Below are 16,770 nucleotides of genomic sequence, written 5' to 3' on the forward strand. Positions count from 1 at the left end.
CCGGCGACGCTGCCGACCACCACCAGCATGGGCCGCCCAGCCCGCCGGCACGGAGGTTCGGCCGCGGCGCCCCGCGCCGCCGCCCCGGGCCGCAGGTGCCGCGCCAGGCCGGCCGAGCCCACCCAGAGCAGCGGCGCCGCCACCCCCAACCCCGCCCGGGCGATGGCGGCAAGGTCGGCTTCCTCGGCCGCATCGCAGACCAGGGCGCGCATCCCGTCCCGCCGCCGCGCCACGATCCAGCTCGGCAGGTCGCCGCGCACGGCCTCCAGCGACGCCACCGCGGCGGGCAGGCCCGCCAGTTCCAGCATGGCCGCCAGGTCGGGATCCTGCCCCGCCCCCTCGGCCCGCCAGAGCGGCGTCGCTTCCAGCGGCGTGCCATGCACCAGCAGCCGGCCGTTGCGCAGCGCCCGCCCGGCGGCGGGGAAGGCCGGGGCGGCGATCACCAGCCGCTCGGCGCCGGCGGCGGCCGCCACCTCGGCGCCGACCGGCCCGCGCAGGGTGCTGTCGATCTTCTTGTAGAGCAGCCCGCAGCCCGGCCCGGCATGGCGCGCGACGGCGGCGCGCACCGCCGCGGCGGCCCGATCCGGCGCCAGGCGGCGGCTGTCGGTGTCCACCGCCAGGACCGGCGACGGCTCCGCCGCCGCGGCGTCCAGCGCCACCACCGCCGGCAGGCCGGATGCGGCCCAGGCGATGGCGCAATCCGCCGCGCCGGAGAGATCATCCGCCACCACCAGCACGCGCGGCGCCATGCCGCGGGGCGCCGGCTATTCCGCCGCCTGCCGCGCCGGCTGCGGGCCCCAGGACTTCAGCACCGGCAGCACTTCCTTGGCGAACAGGCGCAGCCCGCGCTCCGCCACCGCCAGCGGCGTGCCGCCGAAGCGGAAGGCAACGTTCAGCTCGAAGCTGCCGAGCAGGTCGCGGCGCTTCTCCAGGCCGCGCAAAATCTTCTCCGGCGTGCCCCAGCTGGCCGCCTGCATGAAGCCCTTGACCGCGCCCTCGAGCCCACCGGCCTTCCGCGCGAGATCGGCCTTCTGCTGGTAGGAATCGTAGCCTTTCACGCTGGCGAAATGCTCGCCGAGGAATTCGTAGTGGTGGAAGTTGCTCTCGACGAATTTCCCCTGGTACCGGAAGGCCTCGTCCTCGCAGGCCGCATCGTCCTCGCCGCAGATGACGAACTCCGTCATCATCAGGGTCGGCGGCTCGGTCCCGTGGTATTGGCGGTGCAGCTGCCGCCCGCGCTCGATCACCGGGAAGCGCATCTCCCAGGGCCGGTCGGCGAACATCACCATATGGGCGCCGAGCTTGGCGGCGGAGTTCACCGAATCCTCGGACGAGGCGACGGCATAGATCCGCCCGTCGAAGCCGTGCTCGGGCCGCGGGCGCAGCTCCACCCGGGGCTGCTTGTAGAATTTGCCGTCGCCTTCCATGACGCCGGTGCGCAGCGCCTGGATGATCATGGGCGCGGCTTCGTCGAAGCGTTCGCGCGATTCATCCATGCTGACCCGGAAGGCGGCGAACTCCCGCCGCGCCAGGCCGCGGCCCATGCCGAAGCGCAAGCGGCCGCCGCTCAGCAGGTCGAGCACCGCGGCATTCTCCGCGACCCGCAGCGGGTCGTGCCAGGGCAGGATAACCGCCGCGGTGCCGACATCGACATGCGGATGCTTCGCCGCCAGCCAGGTCATCAGGTGCAGGTTGTCCGGCACGAAGGAATAGTCGGCGAAATGGTGCTCGGCCGACCACAGGCAGTCGAAGCCGCTGTCGGCGGCGATGGCGGCGAGCCGCAACTCCTCCTCCCAGACCTGGCGGTCCGGGACGCCGTCCCAGCCATAGCTGGAGAAGATCATCATCATGCCGACATCCATGGCCGGTTCCCCCTGCTTGGTCTTGCCGCCAGCCTACCGCCGCGCCCCCTGGTCGGCCAGCGCTACGGCAGTATGCTGCCGCCCGGAAACGACCAGGAGACGATTGCCATGACCCCGCCCGAGCGCCTGCGCGCATTGCTGGCCGAACCTGCCTTCGTCACCATGCCCGCGGTCTGGGACGGGCTTTCGGCCAAGGTCGCGGCGCAGGCCGGGTTCCGCACCGCCTTCCTCTCCGGCTCCTGCGTCGCCGCCAGCCGGCTCGGCGGCCCCGACCTCGACCTGATCTCCTTCGCCGAGATGTTCGACAGCTTCCAGATGGTGCGCAACGCCGCGCCCGAGACGTTGATCCTGGCCGATGGCGACCATGGCTATGGCAATGCCATGAACGTGCAGCGCACCGTCCGCGCCTATGGCCGCGCCGGGGCCGCCGCCATCCTGATCGAGGACAAGATCACCCCGCGCGAGCTGACCGCCGCCGGCAAGCCCTGCCTGCCGCGGGAGGAGGCACGGATGAAGATCCGCGCTGCGGTCCAGGCGGCGAAGGAGAGCGGCATCTGCGTCCTGGCGCGGACCGATTGCCGCCCGACCCAGGGGATCGATGAGGCGGTGGCGCGCATCGAGATGTATGTCGAGGAGGGCGCCGACATCCTCTTCCTCGACAGCCCGGCCGATGATGACGAGATCCGCCGCGCCGTGGCCGCCGCCAAGGGGCGGCCGAGCTTCGCCGTCCTGTCGCCCGGCGCCCCGCGCGCGACGCCCGACCGGCGGAAGGCCGAGGCGCTGGGCTTCAAGATCGGCACCTATCCGACCGGCATGCTGTCGCCCGCCGCGGCCGGGCTGAAGGCCGGCATCGCCGCGCTGCAGGCCGGCGAGGCGGAAGCCGCCAGCGCCCTGCCGTCGGCCGAGCTGCGCACCCTGCTCGGCTACCCCGACTACGACGCGGCGGCCAAGCCCTTCCGCCTGGCATGAGCTCGCGCGCCCTCGCCGCCTTCGTCGCCGGCCTGCGGTGGGAAGACCTGCCGCAGCCGGTCGTCGCCCAGGCCTGCCGCGTGGTGCTGGACGCGGTCGGCTGCGCCCTGGCCGCCTGGACGGAGGACAGGGACAAGGCCCGCATCGCCCGCGACATCGCGGCGCTGTATCCGGCCCGGCCGGGGGCGGGCGTGATCGGTGCGCCGGGCCTTGCGGCGCAGCCGGCCTTCGCGGCGCTGGCCAACGGCATCCTGGTGAATGCCGCCGACAACGACGACACGCACAAGCGCGCGCTGCTGCATGTCGGCAGCGTGGTGGTGCCGGCGGCGCTGGCCCTGGCGCAGTCCGGGCGCCTGTCCGGCCGCGACCTCATCCTCTCCCTGGTCGCGGGCTACGAGGTGGCGGTGCGCGTCGGCATGGCGGTGATGCCGACGCATTACCGCTTCTGGCATTCCACCGCGACCAACGGCACCTTCGGCGCCGCCGCCACGGCGGCGAAGGCGCTGGGCCTGGACGCCGACGGCACGCTGCGCGCGCTGGGGCTGGCCGGCACCCAGGCCGCCGGGCTGAACACCTTCTTCGAATCCGGCGACATGACGAAGAGCCTGCACCCCGGCAAGGCGGCGCTGAACGGCGTGCTCTCGGCGCAGCTGGCGCGCCTCGGCATGACCAGCCCCCCAGGCATCCTGGAGCACCCCAAGGGCTACCTCGCCGCCTTCTCGCTGGAGCCGAAGGCCGAGGCGCTGACGGCCGGCCTCGGGACGGAATGGGAGATCCTGCAGAACGGGTTCAAGTTCTTCCCCTCCATCCTCGCCAGCCACTCGCCCATCCAGGCGACGCTGGCAATCGTGCGGCGGCACGCCGTGGACCCGCGCCGCATCGCCCGCATCACCAACGAGACCTACCGGACGGTGACGACCCATTTCTCCGCGAAGGAGATCGGCTCGGCCATGGCGGCGCGCGTGTCCGTCCCCTACTGCATCGCCGTCGCCGCGGTGGATGGCGAACTGGGGCAGGCGCAATTCGCCGCCGCGCGGATCGACGACCCGCTGGTGCGCCAGGTGCTGGCGCGGACCGAGGTGGTGGCGGATGACGCGCTGGACCGGCTCTACCCGGCGAATTTCCCGGCCCGCGTGACCATCGAGCTGGAGGACGGGACGCGGCTGACCGAGACGGTGATGCTGCCCAAGGGCGATCCCGGCGCGCCGCTGAGCGATGCGGAGCTGGAGGCGAAGTTCTTCGGCAACTGCGCCGGCGTGATCCCCGACAGCGCCGCGGCGGCGTTGCGCGACGCGATCCTCGGGCTGCCGGGGCTTTCGTCCGTCGAGGCGCTGGCACCGACCGGGTAGGGGGGCGGACGCCCTCCCCCTCGCGCGCCTCCGGTCAAGGGCCGCAGGGCCCCTGGCTCCCTTGGGGTCCTCGACCTCAGGCCGGCGGCAGCACCTTCGCCGCGCGATAGCCCGCGACCTGCCGCGCGACCATCTCCCAGCTGTCGACGAAGCCGGTGAACCCCGCCTTGCGCGCCGCGGTCATGGAGAAGACCACGTCGTAATCCATCCCGAGGAAGAAATCGGCGAATTCCCAACTCGCGACCTGCTCCAGCGGCAGGGCCAGGTCGTGGCGGGCGCGGATGGCCTCCCAGACCGGGCCCTTGTCGGCCATCCAGCGCGGCATGGACATCGGCCGCGGCACGCCGCAGGGCAGGCCGAACAGCGCCGCGAGGTGCGGCCACAGGTCGCACCAGCGGAAGGCGTCGCCATTCGTGACGTTGAAGGCGCGGTTGGCGGCGCGCGGCTCGGTCAGCATCCAGAGCACGCCCTCCGCCAGCAGCGAGGCGTCGGTCAGCTCGTGCAGCGCGGTCCAGGCGCCGGGCTTGCCGGGAAAGTCGAAGGGCACGCCGAGCTCCCGGCAGATGGCGGCATAGGCGCCCAGCGTCGAGACCATGTTGCGCGCCCGCCCCGGCGCGACATCCAGCACGAAGCCGGGGCGGCTCGCGCTCCAGGACCACGCCTTCCCCTGCTGCCGCGCTGCGACCAGGTCCTGCTGGTCGTAGTAGAAATTGGGCGGCAGGTGGCGCGGGTCGTCCTCCCGCGCCGGGGTGCGGAAGGGGCCGATATGCAGCCCGTACCACTTGCCGCCATGGATCATGTGGAGATGCGCGAAGCGCGGCAGGCTCGCCTCCGCCGCGTCCAGCAGGCTGCGCAGCATCGCCAGGTTGGCCGGCACATCCTCCACACCGCCTTCCCCGAAGGGCGCGCGGGACGCGTAGACGATGTGGGTGATGTCCGGCCGCGTCGCCAGCGCGCGGCGCATCGCCTCCGGGTCCGTCAGGTCGGCGGCCAGCCAGTCGCCGGCGCCCGCCGGCACGCGGCGCGACAGGCCGACCAGGTTGAACGCGCCGGTGCCGCGCGCCCGCTCCGTCACGCGGGTCGCGGCGGCGCCGGTGGCGCCGACCACCAGCAGGGTGCCGGCATTGCTCATGCGGCGTGCTCCTCGATGGCGCGTGCCAGGATGCGGGCCGGCGCGCCGTCGCTGCCGGCGATGGCCAGGGCGCCGAAGGCGAATTCCGCCCGGCCGCCGGCCAGCAGCCGCGGTGGGCGCACATGCTCGGCGATCAGCACGCCCTGGCTGAGCAGGGCGCGATGCACCGGCCAGTCGAAGCCCGCGGGCGGGCGGCGATGCACCGGCAGGTCGGGCGTGGCGAAATCCACCGCCAGCAGCTTGATCCGCCGGTCCAGCAGCCAGGCCGCCGCCGCGGCGGAAAGGCAGGGGTGATGCTCGTAGCGCGGCGTGCCGACGAAGGCGGACCAGCCGGTATCCAGCGCCAGGATGTCGCCCGGCCGCAGCAGCGGCCGCGCCGCGTCCAGATGCGCCGGTTCGATCAGCGCGTCGTCCGGCAGGTCCAGCCGCCACACCACGCCGGGGCCGGTGAGGCGCCCGGGCGGGATGGCGTCCATCGCCGGCCCGTCAGAGAAGAAGTGGAAGGGCGCGTCGCAATGCGTGCCGGTATGCACCACCATCCCGAATTCGGTGACGTTGATGGGGTCGGCCGGTTGGCACATCAGCCGCCGGATGGTCGGCGGGCCGAACATCGGCACGCGCGGCATCGCCTCCGACACCGGGTGGGAGAGGTCGTGCCAGGGACCGGCCGGCCGCACCTGCGCCGCCTCCGGCACATCGATCCAGCCACGCCAGCCGGTGCCGCGCGACGGCGAAGGCACACACATCCCGGCGTCTCCCCTTGTCCCCTGCGGATGCTGGCAGCGGCGTGCGCCGGGCGTCAACCGACCCGCCGCCCGGGCGTTGGCGCCACGGGGTTCTTTGGTGGAGGAGGAACAGGATGCGACGGATTGCTCTCGGCGCGGCGCTCGCGCTCGGGCTGGCCGGTTGCGCGGCGACGCAGCAGGCCGCCGACACCACCGTGGCCGCCGCCAAGGCGCAGGTGAACCCGACGCTGTCCACCCAGGACGCGACCTTCATGACCGAGGCGACGCGCGACGGCCTGGCGGAGGTGGCGATGGCGCGGCTGGCGGAGAAATACGGCCGATCCCCCGCGGTGAAGCGCTTCGCCCGGCACATGATCGAGGACCACGGGCGCGCCAACCAGGAGATGCTGGCGCTGGCGCGGCGGAAGGACATCACGCCGCCCGAGACCATGGGCGTCGCCCACCAGCAGACGCATGACCGGCTGGCCAACCTGCGCGGCGCCGCCTTCGACCGCGCCTATGTCCGGACCATGCTGGAGGACCACCAAGACGATGTGCGGGAATTCCAGGCGCAGGTCCGCGACGGCACCGACCCGGAGGTGAAGGCCTTCGCGGAAAGGTACCTGCCCGTGCTGCAGGAGCATGCGCAGCAGGCCCAGCGGCTGGCGCGGCGGTAGGCCTTGCCTCGGGCCGCCGGCGGCCCGAGGATGCGCGGCATGCGCTTCAACCATGTCGCCAACCGGCTCCATCCCGCGCGGTTCGAAACGGTGGTGGAGATGCTGCCGGGGCAGTTCGGCTTCGTCGTGCTGCGACGGACCGAGCGGGCGATCTGGCTGCGGCAGCCCGGCACCGATGTGGACCTGCAATTCAGCCACAGCAAGACGGCGAACCGCGATGCGGACAAGCTGCGCTCGCAGGTCTCCTTCCTCAGCGACACGCCGCGGGAGGCGCTGGAGGCGCTGGCGGACTGGGCCCGCAGCCGCGGGATGCAGGCGGTGGTCGGCGCCTATTCCGACCGCGAGTTCTGGCTGGACCTGCCGGAGGCCTTCGTGGACTTCGTCATCGAGGCCATGCGGCCCGAGTTGGCGGAATACGGGGTGGAGGTCTGACTCAGGCCGGTCCAGGGCTCGTCTGACCCCTGGCGGGGGAGCGCGAGGGGGCAGCGCCCCCTCGCTACGCGGCGAGCCAGCTTTTCGCCTCGCCCCGGTACACCGCCCCCGGATTCCCGCTGACGGTCGTCCGCCACATCACCCGGCGGAGGTTTTCCGCGTCGAACCAGGTCGCGGCATGGACGGTGCAGCGGTTGTCCCAGATCACCAGGTCGCCCGCGGTCCATTCATGGACATAGACGAAGCGCGGCTGGGTCATATGCGCCATCAGCAGGTCCAGCAGCCTGCCGCCCTCGCCATCGGCGCCCGGCTCCAGGCCGGCGATCGGGCCGTCCAGCCAGTCCATCTGGCCGTATTCGCACATGTAGAGGGCGCGCTGGCCGGTTTCCGGATGGGTGCGGACCAGCGGCTGGCGCTGCGGCTGTTCCAGCGGGCCCAGCGCGCGGGGCGGCGTGCCGGCCCGCACCGCTTCCCGCCGCCGCCCGGCGGAGGAGGAGACATGGATGCCGTCCAGCCCCTCGATCCGCGCCTTCACCTCGGCCGGCAGGGTCTCGTAGGCGGCGATGCCGTCGGCGAACAGCGTCTGGCCCTGGCCGCGCGGCACCGGCTCGACGCCCAGGAACAGCGAGACATCGGGCGGCGGGCGTCGGTAGCTCTGGTCGGTATGCCAGCCGCGGCGGTGCGGGTACTGCACGGGCAGATGTCCGTCCGCGGTCAGCGGCGGGTCCGGCAGGGCGGGCGGGGCGCGCAGCACGGGCGGGATGTTGGAGACGACGAAGATCTCCGGCACCTCCGGATGCACCATGTTCGGCGCCATGCCGGTCTGGCGGTAATTCTCCACCTCCGGCCCGAAGACATGGCTGGCGCGCAGCAGCAGGCCGGGGTCATCCGCCATGGCGCCCATGCCGGGCACCAGCAGCACGCCATGCGCCTCGGCCAGGGCACGCCGGAGCGTCGCGGCCTCGGCCTCCGCCGCGGCGGTGAATCCGGCGGCGCCCGCGCCGTCCCGCAGCCGGACCACGGCGCCGAAGCTGGCCCCGTCCAGCGGGCCGGTGATGCTGAAGCGGCTGGTCATGCGCATGCCCTCCTGCGGCGCCCTGGAGCCTAGCGCGGAATCCCCCACCGGGAAGCCCGCCCCGCATCGCCGCCCTGGCGCGGCGGGCCATGGCTGTTAGGCTGCCCGGAAACGGAGGAAACGGCGCATGGCGGAGGAAGCCGGCAGCTTCGACTTCATCGTCACTGGCGCGGGTTCGGCCGGCGCCGCAATCGCCGCCCGGCTGTCCGAGGATGGGCGGCACAGCGTGCTGCTGCTGGAGGCCGGCCCGCCCGACACCAATCCCTGGATCCATATCCCGCTCGGCTTCGCCCGCACCTTCGTGGATACGCGGGTGAACTGGAAATTCGAGAGCGTGCCGCAGCCGAAGCTGAACGACCGGCGGCTCTACGCCCCGCGCGGCAAGACGCTGGGCGGCACCTCCTCCATCAACGGCATGGTCTACATGCGCGGGCACCCGCGCGACTACGATGGCTGGCGCCAGCGCGGCTGCACCGGCTGGGACTGGGACTCCGTGCTGCCCTTCTTCCGCAAGGCGGAGCACCAGCAGCATGGCGCGGACGCGTTCCACGGCACCGGCGGGCCGCTGCATGTCTCGGACCAGGCGGCGGGATCGGACCTGGCGGAAGCGATGATCGCCGCCGCCGAGGGCCTCGGCATCCCGCGCAACCCCGATTTCAACGGCGCGCGGCAGGAAGGGACCGGCTACTACCAGACCACCACCGCCGGCCGGCGGCGCTGGAGCAGCGCGCGGGCCTATCTCGCGCCGGCGAAGGGTCGCCGCAATCTCGAGATCCGCACGCGCTGCCAAGCGACGCGGGTGGTGGTGGAGGCCGGGCGCGCCACCGGCGTGGAATACCAGGGGCCGCAGGGCCGCCGGGTGGCCCGGGCGCGGCGGGAGGTGGTGGTTTCCGGCGGCGCCTATGGCTCGCCGCAATTGCTGCTGCTGTCGGGCATCGGGCCCGGGGAGCACCTGCAGGCGATGGGCATCACGGTGCTGCACGACCTGCCGGCGGTCGGCGCCAACCTGCACGACCATTTCGGCACCTACCTGATGTGGCGCTGCACCCGCGCCATCACCATGAACGACCTGGAGAACAGCTGGCCGCGCAAGATCGCGGCGGCGGCGCGCTATGCCCTGTTCCGCAGCGGGCCGATGGCGGTGAACGGCATCCGCGCCGGGCTCTTCACCCGCAGCGACGCGCGGCTGGAACGCCCGGACATCCAGATCAACCTGCTGGAATGGAGCACCAAGGAACGGTCCCGCGATCGGGTCATCCCGCATGATTTCCCGGGCTTCACGCTCGGCCCGGTGCATCTGGCGCCGGATGGCCGCGGCACGGTGCGGCTGGCGAGCCCCGACCCGCTCGCCGATCCCGCCATCAGCTTCGGCTTCCTGCACAGCGACTACGACATGCGCGCCATGGTCGCGGCGGCGCGCCTCGCCCGCGCCATCGCGGCGCAGCCGGCGATGCAGTCGCTGGTGGCGGAGGAGGTCTTCCCCGGCCCGGGCTACGCGACAGATGCCGATCTCGAGCGCTTCGTGCGGGAGAGCGGCTGTTCCAACCACCATCCGGCCGGCAGCTGCGCCATGGGCACCGGCAGCAACAGCGTGGTGGATCCGCGGCTGCGGGTGCATGGCGTGGCGGGGCTGCGCGTCGCCGATGCCTCCATCATGCCGGCGGTGGTGGCGGGCAACACCAATGCGCCCTCCATCATGATCGGCGAGAAGGCGGCGGCGATGATCCTGGAGGATGCGGCCGGGTAGAGCGGATCGCGGCGCGGCGGTAGGCTCGGCCCGACGCAAGAGGACGCCCCGCATGCCCAGCCCCACCCGCCTGCTGCTCTGGCACGACAATGCCGCGCCCTATCTCGACGCCATCGCCGCGGCGGGCCTGTCGGAGCGGGTGCGGGCGGAAGCGCTGCCGCGCAAGGAGAGCCCAAGCGCCGGGCAGATGGCGGGGACCGAGGCGCTGCTGGGCTGGGGCGTGCCGGCCGGCCTGCTGCCGCGCATGCCCAGGCTGCGCTGGGCCCAGTCGCTGACCGCCGGGGTGGAGGGCTGGCTGGCCCTGCCCGACCTGCCGCCCGGCCTCACGCTCACCTGCGCCCGCGGCACGCATGGCGAGAGCATGCCGGAGAACATCCTCGGCGCGCTGTTCCACATCGCCAAGCCCTATGCGGCGATCGCCGAGGCGCAGAAGAGCAGCCGCTGGGCGCGCCAGGTGGCGATGCCGCTGAACGGCAAGGTGCTCGGCATCCTCGGCCTCGGCGCCATCGGGCAGGAGGTGGCGCGGCTGGCCATGGCGCTGCGGATGGAGGTCATCGGCACCCGCCGCGACCCGGCGCCGCTGCCGGGCGTGGAGGTGCTGCCGCCCGACCGCACCGACGAGGTGCTGGCGCGCGCCGATTTCGTCGTGCTGCTGCTGCCCTCGACGGCCGAGACGGAGGATTTCATGGACGCAGCCCGGCTGGCGCGCATGAAGCCCGGCGCCTGGCTGCTGAATTTCGGCCGCGGCAATGCCATCGTCGATGCCGACCTGGTGGCGGCGGTGACGCGGAAGCGGATCGCCGGCGCGGTGCTGGACGTGTTCCGGGAGGAACCCCTGCCCGCCTCCCACCCCTTCTGGACCACGCCCGGCATCCTGGTGGTGCCGCATATGGGCGGGATGCATCCGGACCGGGACAAGGTCGTCGCCCGGCTTTTCGTGGACAACCTGGCGCGCTTCCTCGACGGCCAGCCGCTGCGGCAGGTGGTGGACCGCGGCCGCGGCTACTGATCCGGTGCGTCCTCCTCCGGCGCCGCGCGATCCACCGGGCAGGCGGCGGCGCGGCGCTGGAGATAGGCGCTGCGCAGCACCGCATAGGGGTCGAGCGACTCCGCCGCGACCCGCGCCAGCGTCTCGTGCAGCCCGGCATAGCCGATGACGCTGTCGGTGGTGCTCCAGGCAAGGAAGGCGTCGGACCCCACAAGCTGCGACAGCGCCGCCCCCTGCGCCGCCAGCCCGCCGGCATCGCGCAGAGTAGAGGGGCCGAGCAGCGGCAGGACGAGGTAGGGCCCGCTCGGCAGCCGCCAGGCGCAGAGCGCGTCGGCCAGGGTGAAGGGCCGCGGCGGATAGCCCATCTCCGCCGCGCGGTCCCGCACCCCGCCCCAGCCGAGCGTGGCATTGATGCCGAAGCGCGCCGCGGCATTCCAGGCGATGCCGAACTCGCCGGCGGCAAGGCCGCTGGCGGCGCTCACCGGCTCGGACAGGGTGCCCAGCGCATTCGCCACGCCCTGGCGAAGGCCGGGCGGGGTCCAGTCGCGCCAGGCCTCCGCCAGGGGGCCGAGGACGCGTGCCCGCACCTGTTCGTTGAAGCCGTGGATGCGGCGGTTCACCGGCTCCAGCGGGTCCCGCTCGGCGCGGGCCGCACCGGGCGATGCCAGGATCAGCGCCGGCAGCAGGGCAAGGGCGGCCAGGCGTCGCAGCATCGGGTCCACTCCGGCATCGCGGCGGGGCAGGTCGCCGCGGGACATTGTGCCATGCCGCGGGCCGGCGCGCCGCTGACAGCACCGGGACCCGGTTCGCCGGGCGGATCGCCTGCCCACTTGGCCGCGCCGACCGGCGGCGGTGGTCATGTCGCCCGGCGCATCCTGACGCCCCGCCCCGGTCGCGCCGCCGGCCGCGTCATTCCGCCGCCAGCGTCTCCGGCGGGATGATGGCGGCATGGTTCGGCCGCGGCAGCAGCGCCAGCCGCGCATCCAGCCGCCCCTGCACCATGTCGCGGAACAGGGCGCGGTTCAGCGGCCCGGTTTCCGGCACCCGCTCGATGAAGTGGCGGAAGACCGCGCGGTAATGCGCCGCCTGGCGGACGAAGCGCTCATCCACCTCGAACTGCGCCATTTCCTCCGGCGTCGCCGGCAGCAGCCGCAGGATGGCGAGGCCGAGCTCGGCGCCGGCGGGCAGCGGCAGCTCGACCGAAGGCTTGCCCTCCGGCCCCTCCGGCGTGCGCCAGCCGAAGACCAGGCGCCACATGGCGGCCATGACGGCGGACAGCTCCTTCCCCGTCATCTCCCATTCCGCGACCAGGCGCTGCAGCCGCGTCTCCACCATCAGGGCCTGGGCCGTTTCCGCCTGGCGCTTGCCGACCGAAAGCTGACCGAGCAGCAGGCGCGACTGCTCCTGCAGCAGGGCGGTCTGTTCCCGGGTTTCGTCGACCAGCGCCTGCAGGGCGTGGTGGCGGCCATCGGCCGCCTCCCCCTGGCGGAGCACCACCTGGCGGAGCGTGGCGAGTTCCGCGCGCTGGGTCATCCAGCCGAGGACGAGCAGCCCGGCGCAGGAGGGCAGGACGAGGCCGGCGGCGAGGCTGGCCCATCCGGCCGGGCCGAGGGCAATGAGCGCCTCCGTCCCCGAGGAGGCGAGCAGCAGGGCGACGGCACCCACCGGCACGAAGGTGGCGAGCAGCAGCAGGCCGCAGGCGATGGCGCGCGCGAACAGGCGCAAGGCGGTCAGCCCTCCGGAAACGGGGTCGCTGAGGCGTGATGGTAGATCGCGTTCAATTTACACTATGCTGGCGACCAAACCAGCAAATCCGGATCGCCTAGGGCGGAAAAGCGCCGCTGTGGCAACCGGAACGCAAACTCGGCGTGCGATTGATCGGCATGGTTGCAACCCGCAGGACGTGTCTAGCCCATGCGGTGCAGTTTGCCCGACCCCGACGCCTCACGCGATGACTTTCGCGCGCCGGCAAAAGGTTTCGTCCAGCCATGAATCGCGAGCGCGAGGCGATCTCGCGCTGCGGGACAGGCCGCCATCCTCCCCGGCCATCCGCGCGGCGTCGGCGGCGTGACCACGCCCCGGCATTGCCCAGACTCGCCGGTTCCGTAACCTGTGCGCGAGACTCGCGGGGGCGCGGCGCCGGATGGCACGGATCATGGAGGCGGCGACCGGCCTGGATCTCTGGCTGCTCGGCCTGTTGCTGCTCGCCCTGCTGCTGGCGGCGAACGAGGTCGGCTTCCGCCTCGGCCGCCGCCGCACCGCGCATCTGCCGGCGGATGCGGGGGGCCATGTCGGCGTCCTCACCACGGGCATGCTGGGCCTGCTGGCCTTCACCCTGGGGCTGGCCATCAGCATCGCCGACCAGCGCTTCGAAGCGCGGCGCGACCTGGTGGTGCGAGAGGCGAATGCGATCGGCACCGCCTGGCTCCGCGCCGGCCTGCTGCGGGACGCCGCGGAGGCCGCGGCGCTGCGGCGGCACTTGGCGGACTATGCCCGAATCCGGCTGGACTACACCACCGCCAGGCCCGACCGCGACCGCATCGCGGCGCTGAACCGCGCCACGGAGGCCGCGCAGGCCCGGATCTGGACCATGGCCGAAGCCGCGGCGCGGCAGGACGCGACGCCGCTGACCGCCGCGCTGGTGGCGGCGCTGAACGAGACCTTCGACGCTGCCCAGGCGCAGCGCTATGCCCATGAGAGCCGGGTACCGGCGCATATCCAATGGCTGCTGCTCGCCGGGTCGCTGCTGGCGGTCGGGGCGGTGGGCTACCAGCTCGGCTTCGGCCCGCAGCGGCACGGCGTGCTCAGCACCTTGCTGATGGCGATGTGGACGGGCGGGATGCTGCTGGTCGCGGACCTCAACCGGCCGCGGGAGGGGCATATCTTGGTGGACCCGAAGCCGCTGCGCTGGGCGCTGGAGAGCATGGACACCGCTGCTGGCGCCGGGCGGCGCTAGCCCGGGGCCGCGCCGGGCGGCCGTTCCACCGCGCCTCGATCCGCCCCGGCGTCCCATGCCCGCCATGCGCCGCCGGCGGCGCCCTTCGGCCGAGGGCATGAGCGGCGGCATTCCGCTTCGCCATTCGCTCCCGTGCCGCGAAGGAAGCGGGCAGGCGCTCCGGCCCTGCCGGTCCGCTGCCCCGCCCCCCTGCCGCGGCCCGACAGGCCCGGGTCAGACGCCGGCGCGCATCCGGCCGGGATTGAGGATGCCCTTCGGGTCCAGCACGGCCTTCACCCGCCGGCCGATGGCGGCGAGCGGCGCCGGCTCCTCCGGCAGCACGGCGACGGCGGCGCGCAGCGGCTCCGGCGCGCGGAACAGGGTAAAGGTGCCGCCCGCCGCCTGCGCCGCGGCGACCACCCGGGCATGGGCGGTGGGCGTCGCCGGGCCGGCCAGCCAGACCAGCCCGCCGCCCCAGTCCAGCAGCGCCTTGCCGAGGCCCGTCGCGGCGACCACGCCCGGCCCCTCGGTCGGCTTGACCGAGACGCGCCAGACGGCGTCGTCCGGCGTGGCGCCGAGCGGTTCGGCCTCCCGCACCGCGGCCCACAAGGCACGGCTCTCCGCATCCTCGACCAGCGAGACCTCGCCGAGCGCCGCCAGGTCCTCCTGCAGCCGCGCCGTCCGGTAGGCGACGGACTCCGAGAATTCCTCGATGCGCAGCAGCGCCAGCGGCCCTGGGCGGCCCTGCCAACCAGCGGGCAGCAACGCGGCGCCGGAGACGCCATAGGGGCTGCCGAGCCCGGCCGAGAGCGCCTTCACCCCCGCCGCCAGATCCGCCACGCGCACCGCGACGCTGCCGGTCGCGGCCGGCGCCGGCAGCACCTTCAGCGTCACCTCGGCGATGACGCCGAGCGTGCCATGCGCCCCGGTCAGCAGCTTGCAGAGATCGAGGCCGGTGACGTTCTTGAGCACGCGGCCGCCGCTGCGGAACACCTCCCCGGTGCCGGAGACGGCGCGGATGCCCATGACATGGTCGCGCATGGCGCCGCCGCTGATGCGCCGCGGTCCCGACAGGTTGGTGGCGACCAGCCCGCCGATCGTCGGTGGCGTCCCGGCCCCGAACAGCGCGGTCAGCGCCGGCGGCTCGGCGATCAGGTGCTGGCCCTTCTCCGCCAGCGCCGCCTCGACCTCCGGCAGCGGCGTGCCGGCGCGGGCCGAGAGGATCAGCTCCTGCGGCCGGTACAGCGTGATGCCGGTGAGGCCGCGGGTGGACAGCGTGCGGGCCGCCTGCACCGGCCGCAGCAGGGCGCGCTTGCTGCCATTGCCCTCGATGGCCAGCGGCTCGCCGGCGCTGGCCGCGGCGGCCACGGCGGCGGCGAGGGCGTCCTCGCTCTCCGGCGCCAGGATCGTCCCGCTCATGCCGCGTGCTGCAGGACCGGGTTGTCCTCCAGCGGGAAGACCTTCGCCGGGTTCAGCAGCCAGGCGGGATCGAAGGCGGACTTGATGGCGCGCTGCAGCCGCAGCTCGTCGCGGGTGAACTGCACCCCCATCAGGTCGCGCTTCTCGACGCCGACGCCGTGCTCGCCGGTGAGACACCCACCGACCTCGACGCAGAGCTTCAGGATGTCGGCGCCGAAGGCCTCCGCCTTGTGGAAGCTTTCCGGGTTGTTGGCGTCGAACATGATCAGCGGGTGCAGGTTGCCGTCGCCGGCATGGAAGACATTGGCGACCTGCAGGCCGTATTCGGCGCTCATCTCGCCGATGCGCTTCAGCACGAAGGGCAGCTCGCCGGTCGGGATGGTGCCGTCCATGCAGAGATAGTCGGGGGAGATGCGGCCGACCGCGCCGAAGGCGCCCTTGCGGCCCTTCCAGATCGCCAGGCTCTCCTCGGCGGTCTGCGCCACCTTCAGGCTGATGGGATCGAAGCGGGCGCAGATGTCCTTCAGCTTGCCCAGCAGCAGGTCCTGCTCCTCGACGCTGCCCTCGACCTCGATGATCAGCATGGCTTCCGCATCCAGCGGGTAGCCGGCATGGGCGAAGGCCTCGCAGGCATGGATGCAGGGCCGGTCCATGAATTCGAGCGCGACCGGGATGATGCCGCTGCCGATGATGGCATCCACCGCCTGGCCGGCGATCTCGGTGCCCTTGAAGGCGGCCAGCATCGCCCGCTGCCCCTCGGCCGCGCGCAGGATGCGGACGGTGACCTCCGTCACGATGCCCAGCTGGCCCTCGCTGCCGGTGATGAGGCCGAGCCAGTCATAGCCGGCGGCGTCCAGGTGCTCGCCGCCGATGCGGACCACCTCGCCCTCGATCGTCACGAAGGTCAGGCCGAGCAGGTTGTTGGCGGTGACGCCGTATTTCAGGCAATGCGCGCCGCCCGAGTTCATCATGACATTGCCGCCGATCATGCAGGCAAGCTGGCTGGACGGGTCGGGGGCATAGAAGAAGCCGTCGGAGGCGACCTCGGCGGTGATGCCGAGATTGGTCACGCCTGCCTCCACCACCGCGAGGCGGTTGGCGTAATCCACCTCGAGGATGCGGTTCATGCGCATCAGGCCGATGACCACCGCATCCTCCAGCGGCAGCGCGCCGCCGGAGAGCGAGGTCCCGGCGCCGCGCGGCACCACCCGGATGCCGTTGGCATGGCAGTAGCGCAGCACGTCGGCGACCTGCTGCGTGGTCTGCGGCAGCACCACCGCCAGCGGCGGCTGGCGATAGGCGGACAGCCCGTCGGTCTCGTAGGGCTTGAGGCGGAGCGGTTCGCTGATCACGCCTTCCCCCAGCGGGCCACCTGGCACCAAGCCGCGCAGCGCGGCGATGATCTCCTCGCGGCGGGCCAGCACCCCGGCCTTCGGATCGGGCAGCCTGATCACCGGCAT

Annotated in this window: 16 protein-coding genes; 7 read left to right on the forward strand and 9 right to left on the reverse strand. The window is 73.1% G+C overall.

The window, feature by feature from the left end:
• Together E2C05_RS07810 and E2C05_RS07815 are read right to left on the reverse strand one after the other, a co-directional pair.
• On the reverse strand, positions 1–749 hold a 749-nt coding region (locus tag E2C05_RS07810; protein ID WP_240046647.1), incomplete at its 3' end, for a four-carbon acid sugar kinase family protein.
• A gap of 15 nt (positions 750–764) precedes the next feature.
• On the reverse strand, positions 765–1,862 hold the full coding sequence (locus E2C05_RS07815) for an LLM class flavin-dependent oxidoreductase (protein WP_133219057.1): 1,098 nt from the start codon (positions 1,860–1,862) through the stop codon (positions 765–767).
• A gap of 108 nt (positions 1,863–1,970) precedes the next feature.
• Here E2C05_RS07815 and E2C05_RS07820 point away from each other — a divergent pair, with 108 nt between their 5' ends.
• Both E2C05_RS07820 and E2C05_RS07825 read left to right on the forward strand, forming a co-directional pair.
• A complete protein-coding gene (locus tag E2C05_RS07820) occupies positions 1,971–2,831 on the forward strand; it encodes an isocitrate lyase/PEP mutase family protein (RefSeq protein ID WP_133219058.1) in 861 nt (286 codons plus the stop codon).
• Positions 2,828–4,180 carry an MmgE/PrpD family protein gene (locus E2C05_RS07825; protein ID WP_133219059.1) on the forward strand — a complete coding sequence of 451 codons (1,353 nt, stop codon included), beginning with the start codon at positions 2,828–2,830 and terminating at the stop codon, positions 4,178–4,180. Before E2C05_RS07820 ends, E2C05_RS07825 begins: the two co-directional genes overlap by 4 nt.
• A 76-nt stretch (positions 4,181–4,256) precedes the next feature.
• Here E2C05_RS07825 and E2C05_RS07830 read toward each other — a convergent pair whose 3' ends face one another.
• On the reverse strand, positions 4,257–5,312 hold the full coding sequence (locus E2C05_RS07830) for an SDR family oxidoreductase (RefSeq protein ID WP_133219060.1): 1,056 nt from the start codon (positions 5,310–5,312) through the stop codon (positions 4,257–4,259).
• Entirely contained in the window at positions 5,309–6,058 is a 750-nt protein-coding gene (locus E2C05_RS07835; RefSeq protein WP_133219061.1) for a cyclase family protein, read from the reverse strand. The genes E2C05_RS07830 and E2C05_RS07835 overlap by 4 nt, the downstream gene beginning before the upstream one ends.
• A 113-nt stretch (positions 6,059–6,171) precedes the next feature.
• Between E2C05_RS07835 and E2C05_RS07840 the strand changes: the two genes are divergently transcribed.
• Both E2C05_RS07840 and E2C05_RS07845 read left to right on the forward strand, forming a co-directional pair.
• On the forward strand, positions 6,172–6,714 hold the full coding sequence (locus tag E2C05_RS07840) for a DUF4142 domain-containing protein (protein WP_133219062.1): 543 nt from the start codon (positions 6,172–6,174) through the stop codon (positions 6,712–6,714).
• 39 nt (positions 6,715–6,753) lie between these two features.
• Positions 6,754–7,146 carry a hypothetical protein gene (locus E2C05_RS07845; RefSeq protein WP_133219063.1) on the forward strand — a complete coding sequence of 131 codons (393 nt, stop codon included), beginning with the start codon at positions 6,754–6,756 and terminating at the stop codon, positions 7,144–7,146.
• A 64-nt stretch (positions 7,147–7,210) separates the two neighbouring features.
• On the opposite strand, the gene E2C05_RS07850 is transcribed toward E2C05_RS07845, so the two are convergent.
• Complete coding sequence (locus E2C05_RS07850) at positions 7,211–8,221, reverse strand: TauD/TfdA dioxygenase family protein (protein ID WP_158292002.1); 1,011 nt, start codon at positions 8,219–8,221, stop codon at positions 7,211–7,213.
• Positions 8,222–8,348: 127 nt separating this feature from the next.
• Between E2C05_RS07850 and E2C05_RS07855 the strand changes: the two genes are divergently transcribed.
• The gene (locus tag E2C05_RS07855) at positions 8,349–9,968 is read left to right on the forward strand and encodes a GMC family oxidoreductase (RefSeq protein WP_133219065.1); all 1,620 of its coding nucleotides are present in this window, start codon (positions 8,349–8,351) and stop codon (positions 9,966–9,968) included.
• A 52-nt stretch (positions 9,969–10,020) separates the two neighbouring features.
• On the forward strand, positions 10,021–10,977 hold the full coding sequence (locus tag E2C05_RS07860) for a D-2-hydroxyacid dehydrogenase (RefSeq protein ID WP_158292003.1): 957 nt from the start codon (positions 10,021–10,023) through the stop codon (positions 10,975–10,977).
• Here E2C05_RS07860 and E2C05_RS07865 read toward each other — a convergent pair.
• Positions 10,971–11,669, reverse strand: coding sequence for an MlaA family lipoprotein (locus tag E2C05_RS07865; protein WP_158292004.1), 699 nt, complete (start codon positions 11,667–11,669; stop codon positions 10,971–10,973). The genes E2C05_RS07860 and E2C05_RS07865 overlap by 7 nt on opposite strands.
• A gap of 196 nt (positions 11,670–11,865) precedes the next feature.
• On the reverse strand, positions 11,866–12,681 hold the full coding sequence (locus E2C05_RS07870; protein WP_133219068.1) for a hypothetical protein: 816 nt from the start codon (positions 12,679–12,681) through the stop codon (positions 11,866–11,868).
• A 418-nt stretch (positions 12,682–13,099) separates the two neighbouring features.
• On the opposite strand from E2C05_RS07870, the gene E2C05_RS07875 reads away from it, so the two are divergent.
• Positions 13,100–13,912: a bestrophin-like domain gene (locus E2C05_RS07875; protein WP_133219069.1), complete on the forward strand. Its 813-nt coding sequence runs from the start codon at positions 13,100–13,102 to the stop codon at positions 13,910–13,912.
• A gap of 213 nt (positions 13,913–14,125) precedes the next feature.
• Here the strand turns inward: E2C05_RS07875 and glcE are convergent, their stop codons facing one another.
• Positions 14,126–15,310 carry a glycolate oxidase subunit GlcE gene (glcE, locus tag E2C05_RS07880; protein ID WP_192912432.1) on the reverse strand — a complete coding sequence of 395 codons (1,185 nt, stop codon included), beginning with the start codon at positions 15,308–15,310 and terminating at the stop codon, positions 14,126–14,128.
• The gene (locus tag E2C05_RS07885; protein WP_133219070.1) at positions 15,307–16,764 is read right to left on the reverse strand and encodes an FAD-linked oxidase C-terminal domain-containing protein; all 1,458 of its coding nucleotides are present in this window, start codon (positions 16,762–16,764) and stop codon (positions 15,307–15,309) included. Before E2C05_RS07885 ends, glcE begins: the two co-directional genes overlap by 4 nt.
• Between the last annotated feature and the right edge of the window lie 6 nt (positions 16,765–16,770).

It is taken from the genome of Paracraurococcus ruber (assembly GCF_004353985.1).
GTDB lineage: Bacteria > Pseudomonadota > Alphaproteobacteria > Acetobacterales > Acetobacteraceae > Paracraurococcus > Paracraurococcus ruber.

Bases quoted from the DNA above. Each gene is read 5' to 3' on its own strand.
- E2C05_RS07815 (WP_133219057.1), bottom strand. From the start codon at position 1,862: ATGGATGTCGGCATGATGATGATCTTCTCCAGCTATGGCTGGGACGGC.
- E2C05_RS07820 (WP_133219058.1), top strand. From the start codon at position 1,971: ATGACCCCGCCCGAGCGCCTGCGCGCATTGCTGGCCGAACCTGCCTTC.
- E2C05_RS07825 (WP_133219059.1), top strand. From the start codon at position 2,828: ATGAGCTCGCGCGCCCTCGCCGCCTTCGTCGCCGGCCTGCGGTGGGAA.
- E2C05_RS07830 (WP_133219060.1), bottom strand. From the start codon at position 5,312: ATGAGCAATGCCGGCACCCTGCTGGTGGTCGGCGCCACCGGCGCCGCC.
- E2C05_RS07835 (WP_133219061.1), bottom strand. From the start codon at position 6,058: ATGTGTGTGCCTTCGCCGTCGCGCGGCACCGGCTGGCGTGGCTGGATC.
- E2C05_RS07840 (WP_133219062.1), top strand. From the start codon at position 6,172: ATGCGACGGATTGCTCTCGGCGCGGCGCTCGCGCTCGGGCTGGCCGGT.
- E2C05_RS07845 (WP_133219063.1), top strand. From the start codon at position 6,754: ATGCGCTTCAACCATGTCGCCAACCGGCTCCATCCCGCGCGGTTCGAA.
- E2C05_RS07850 (WP_158292002.1), bottom strand. From the start codon at position 8,221: ATGACCAGCCGCTTCAGCATCACCGGCCCGCTGGACGGGGCCAGCTTC.
- E2C05_RS07855 (WP_133219065.1), top strand. From the start codon at position 8,349: ATGGCGGAGGAAGCCGGCAGCTTCGACTTCATCGTCACTGGCGCGGGT.
- E2C05_RS07860 (WP_158292003.1), top strand. From the start codon at position 10,021: ATGCCCAGCCCCACCCGCCTGCTGCTCTGGCACGACAATGCCGCGCCC.
- E2C05_RS07865 (WP_158292004.1), bottom strand. From the start codon at position 11,669: ATGCTGCGACGCCTGGCCGCCCTTGCCCTGCTGCCGGCGCTGATCCTG.
- E2C05_RS07875 (WP_133219069.1), top strand. From the start codon at position 13,100: ATGGCACGGATCATGGAGGCGGCGACCGGCCTGGATCTCTGGCTGCTC.
- glcE (WP_192912432.1), bottom strand. From the start codon at position 15,310: ATGAGCGGGACGATCCTGGCGCCGGAGAGCGAGGACGCCCTCGCCGCC.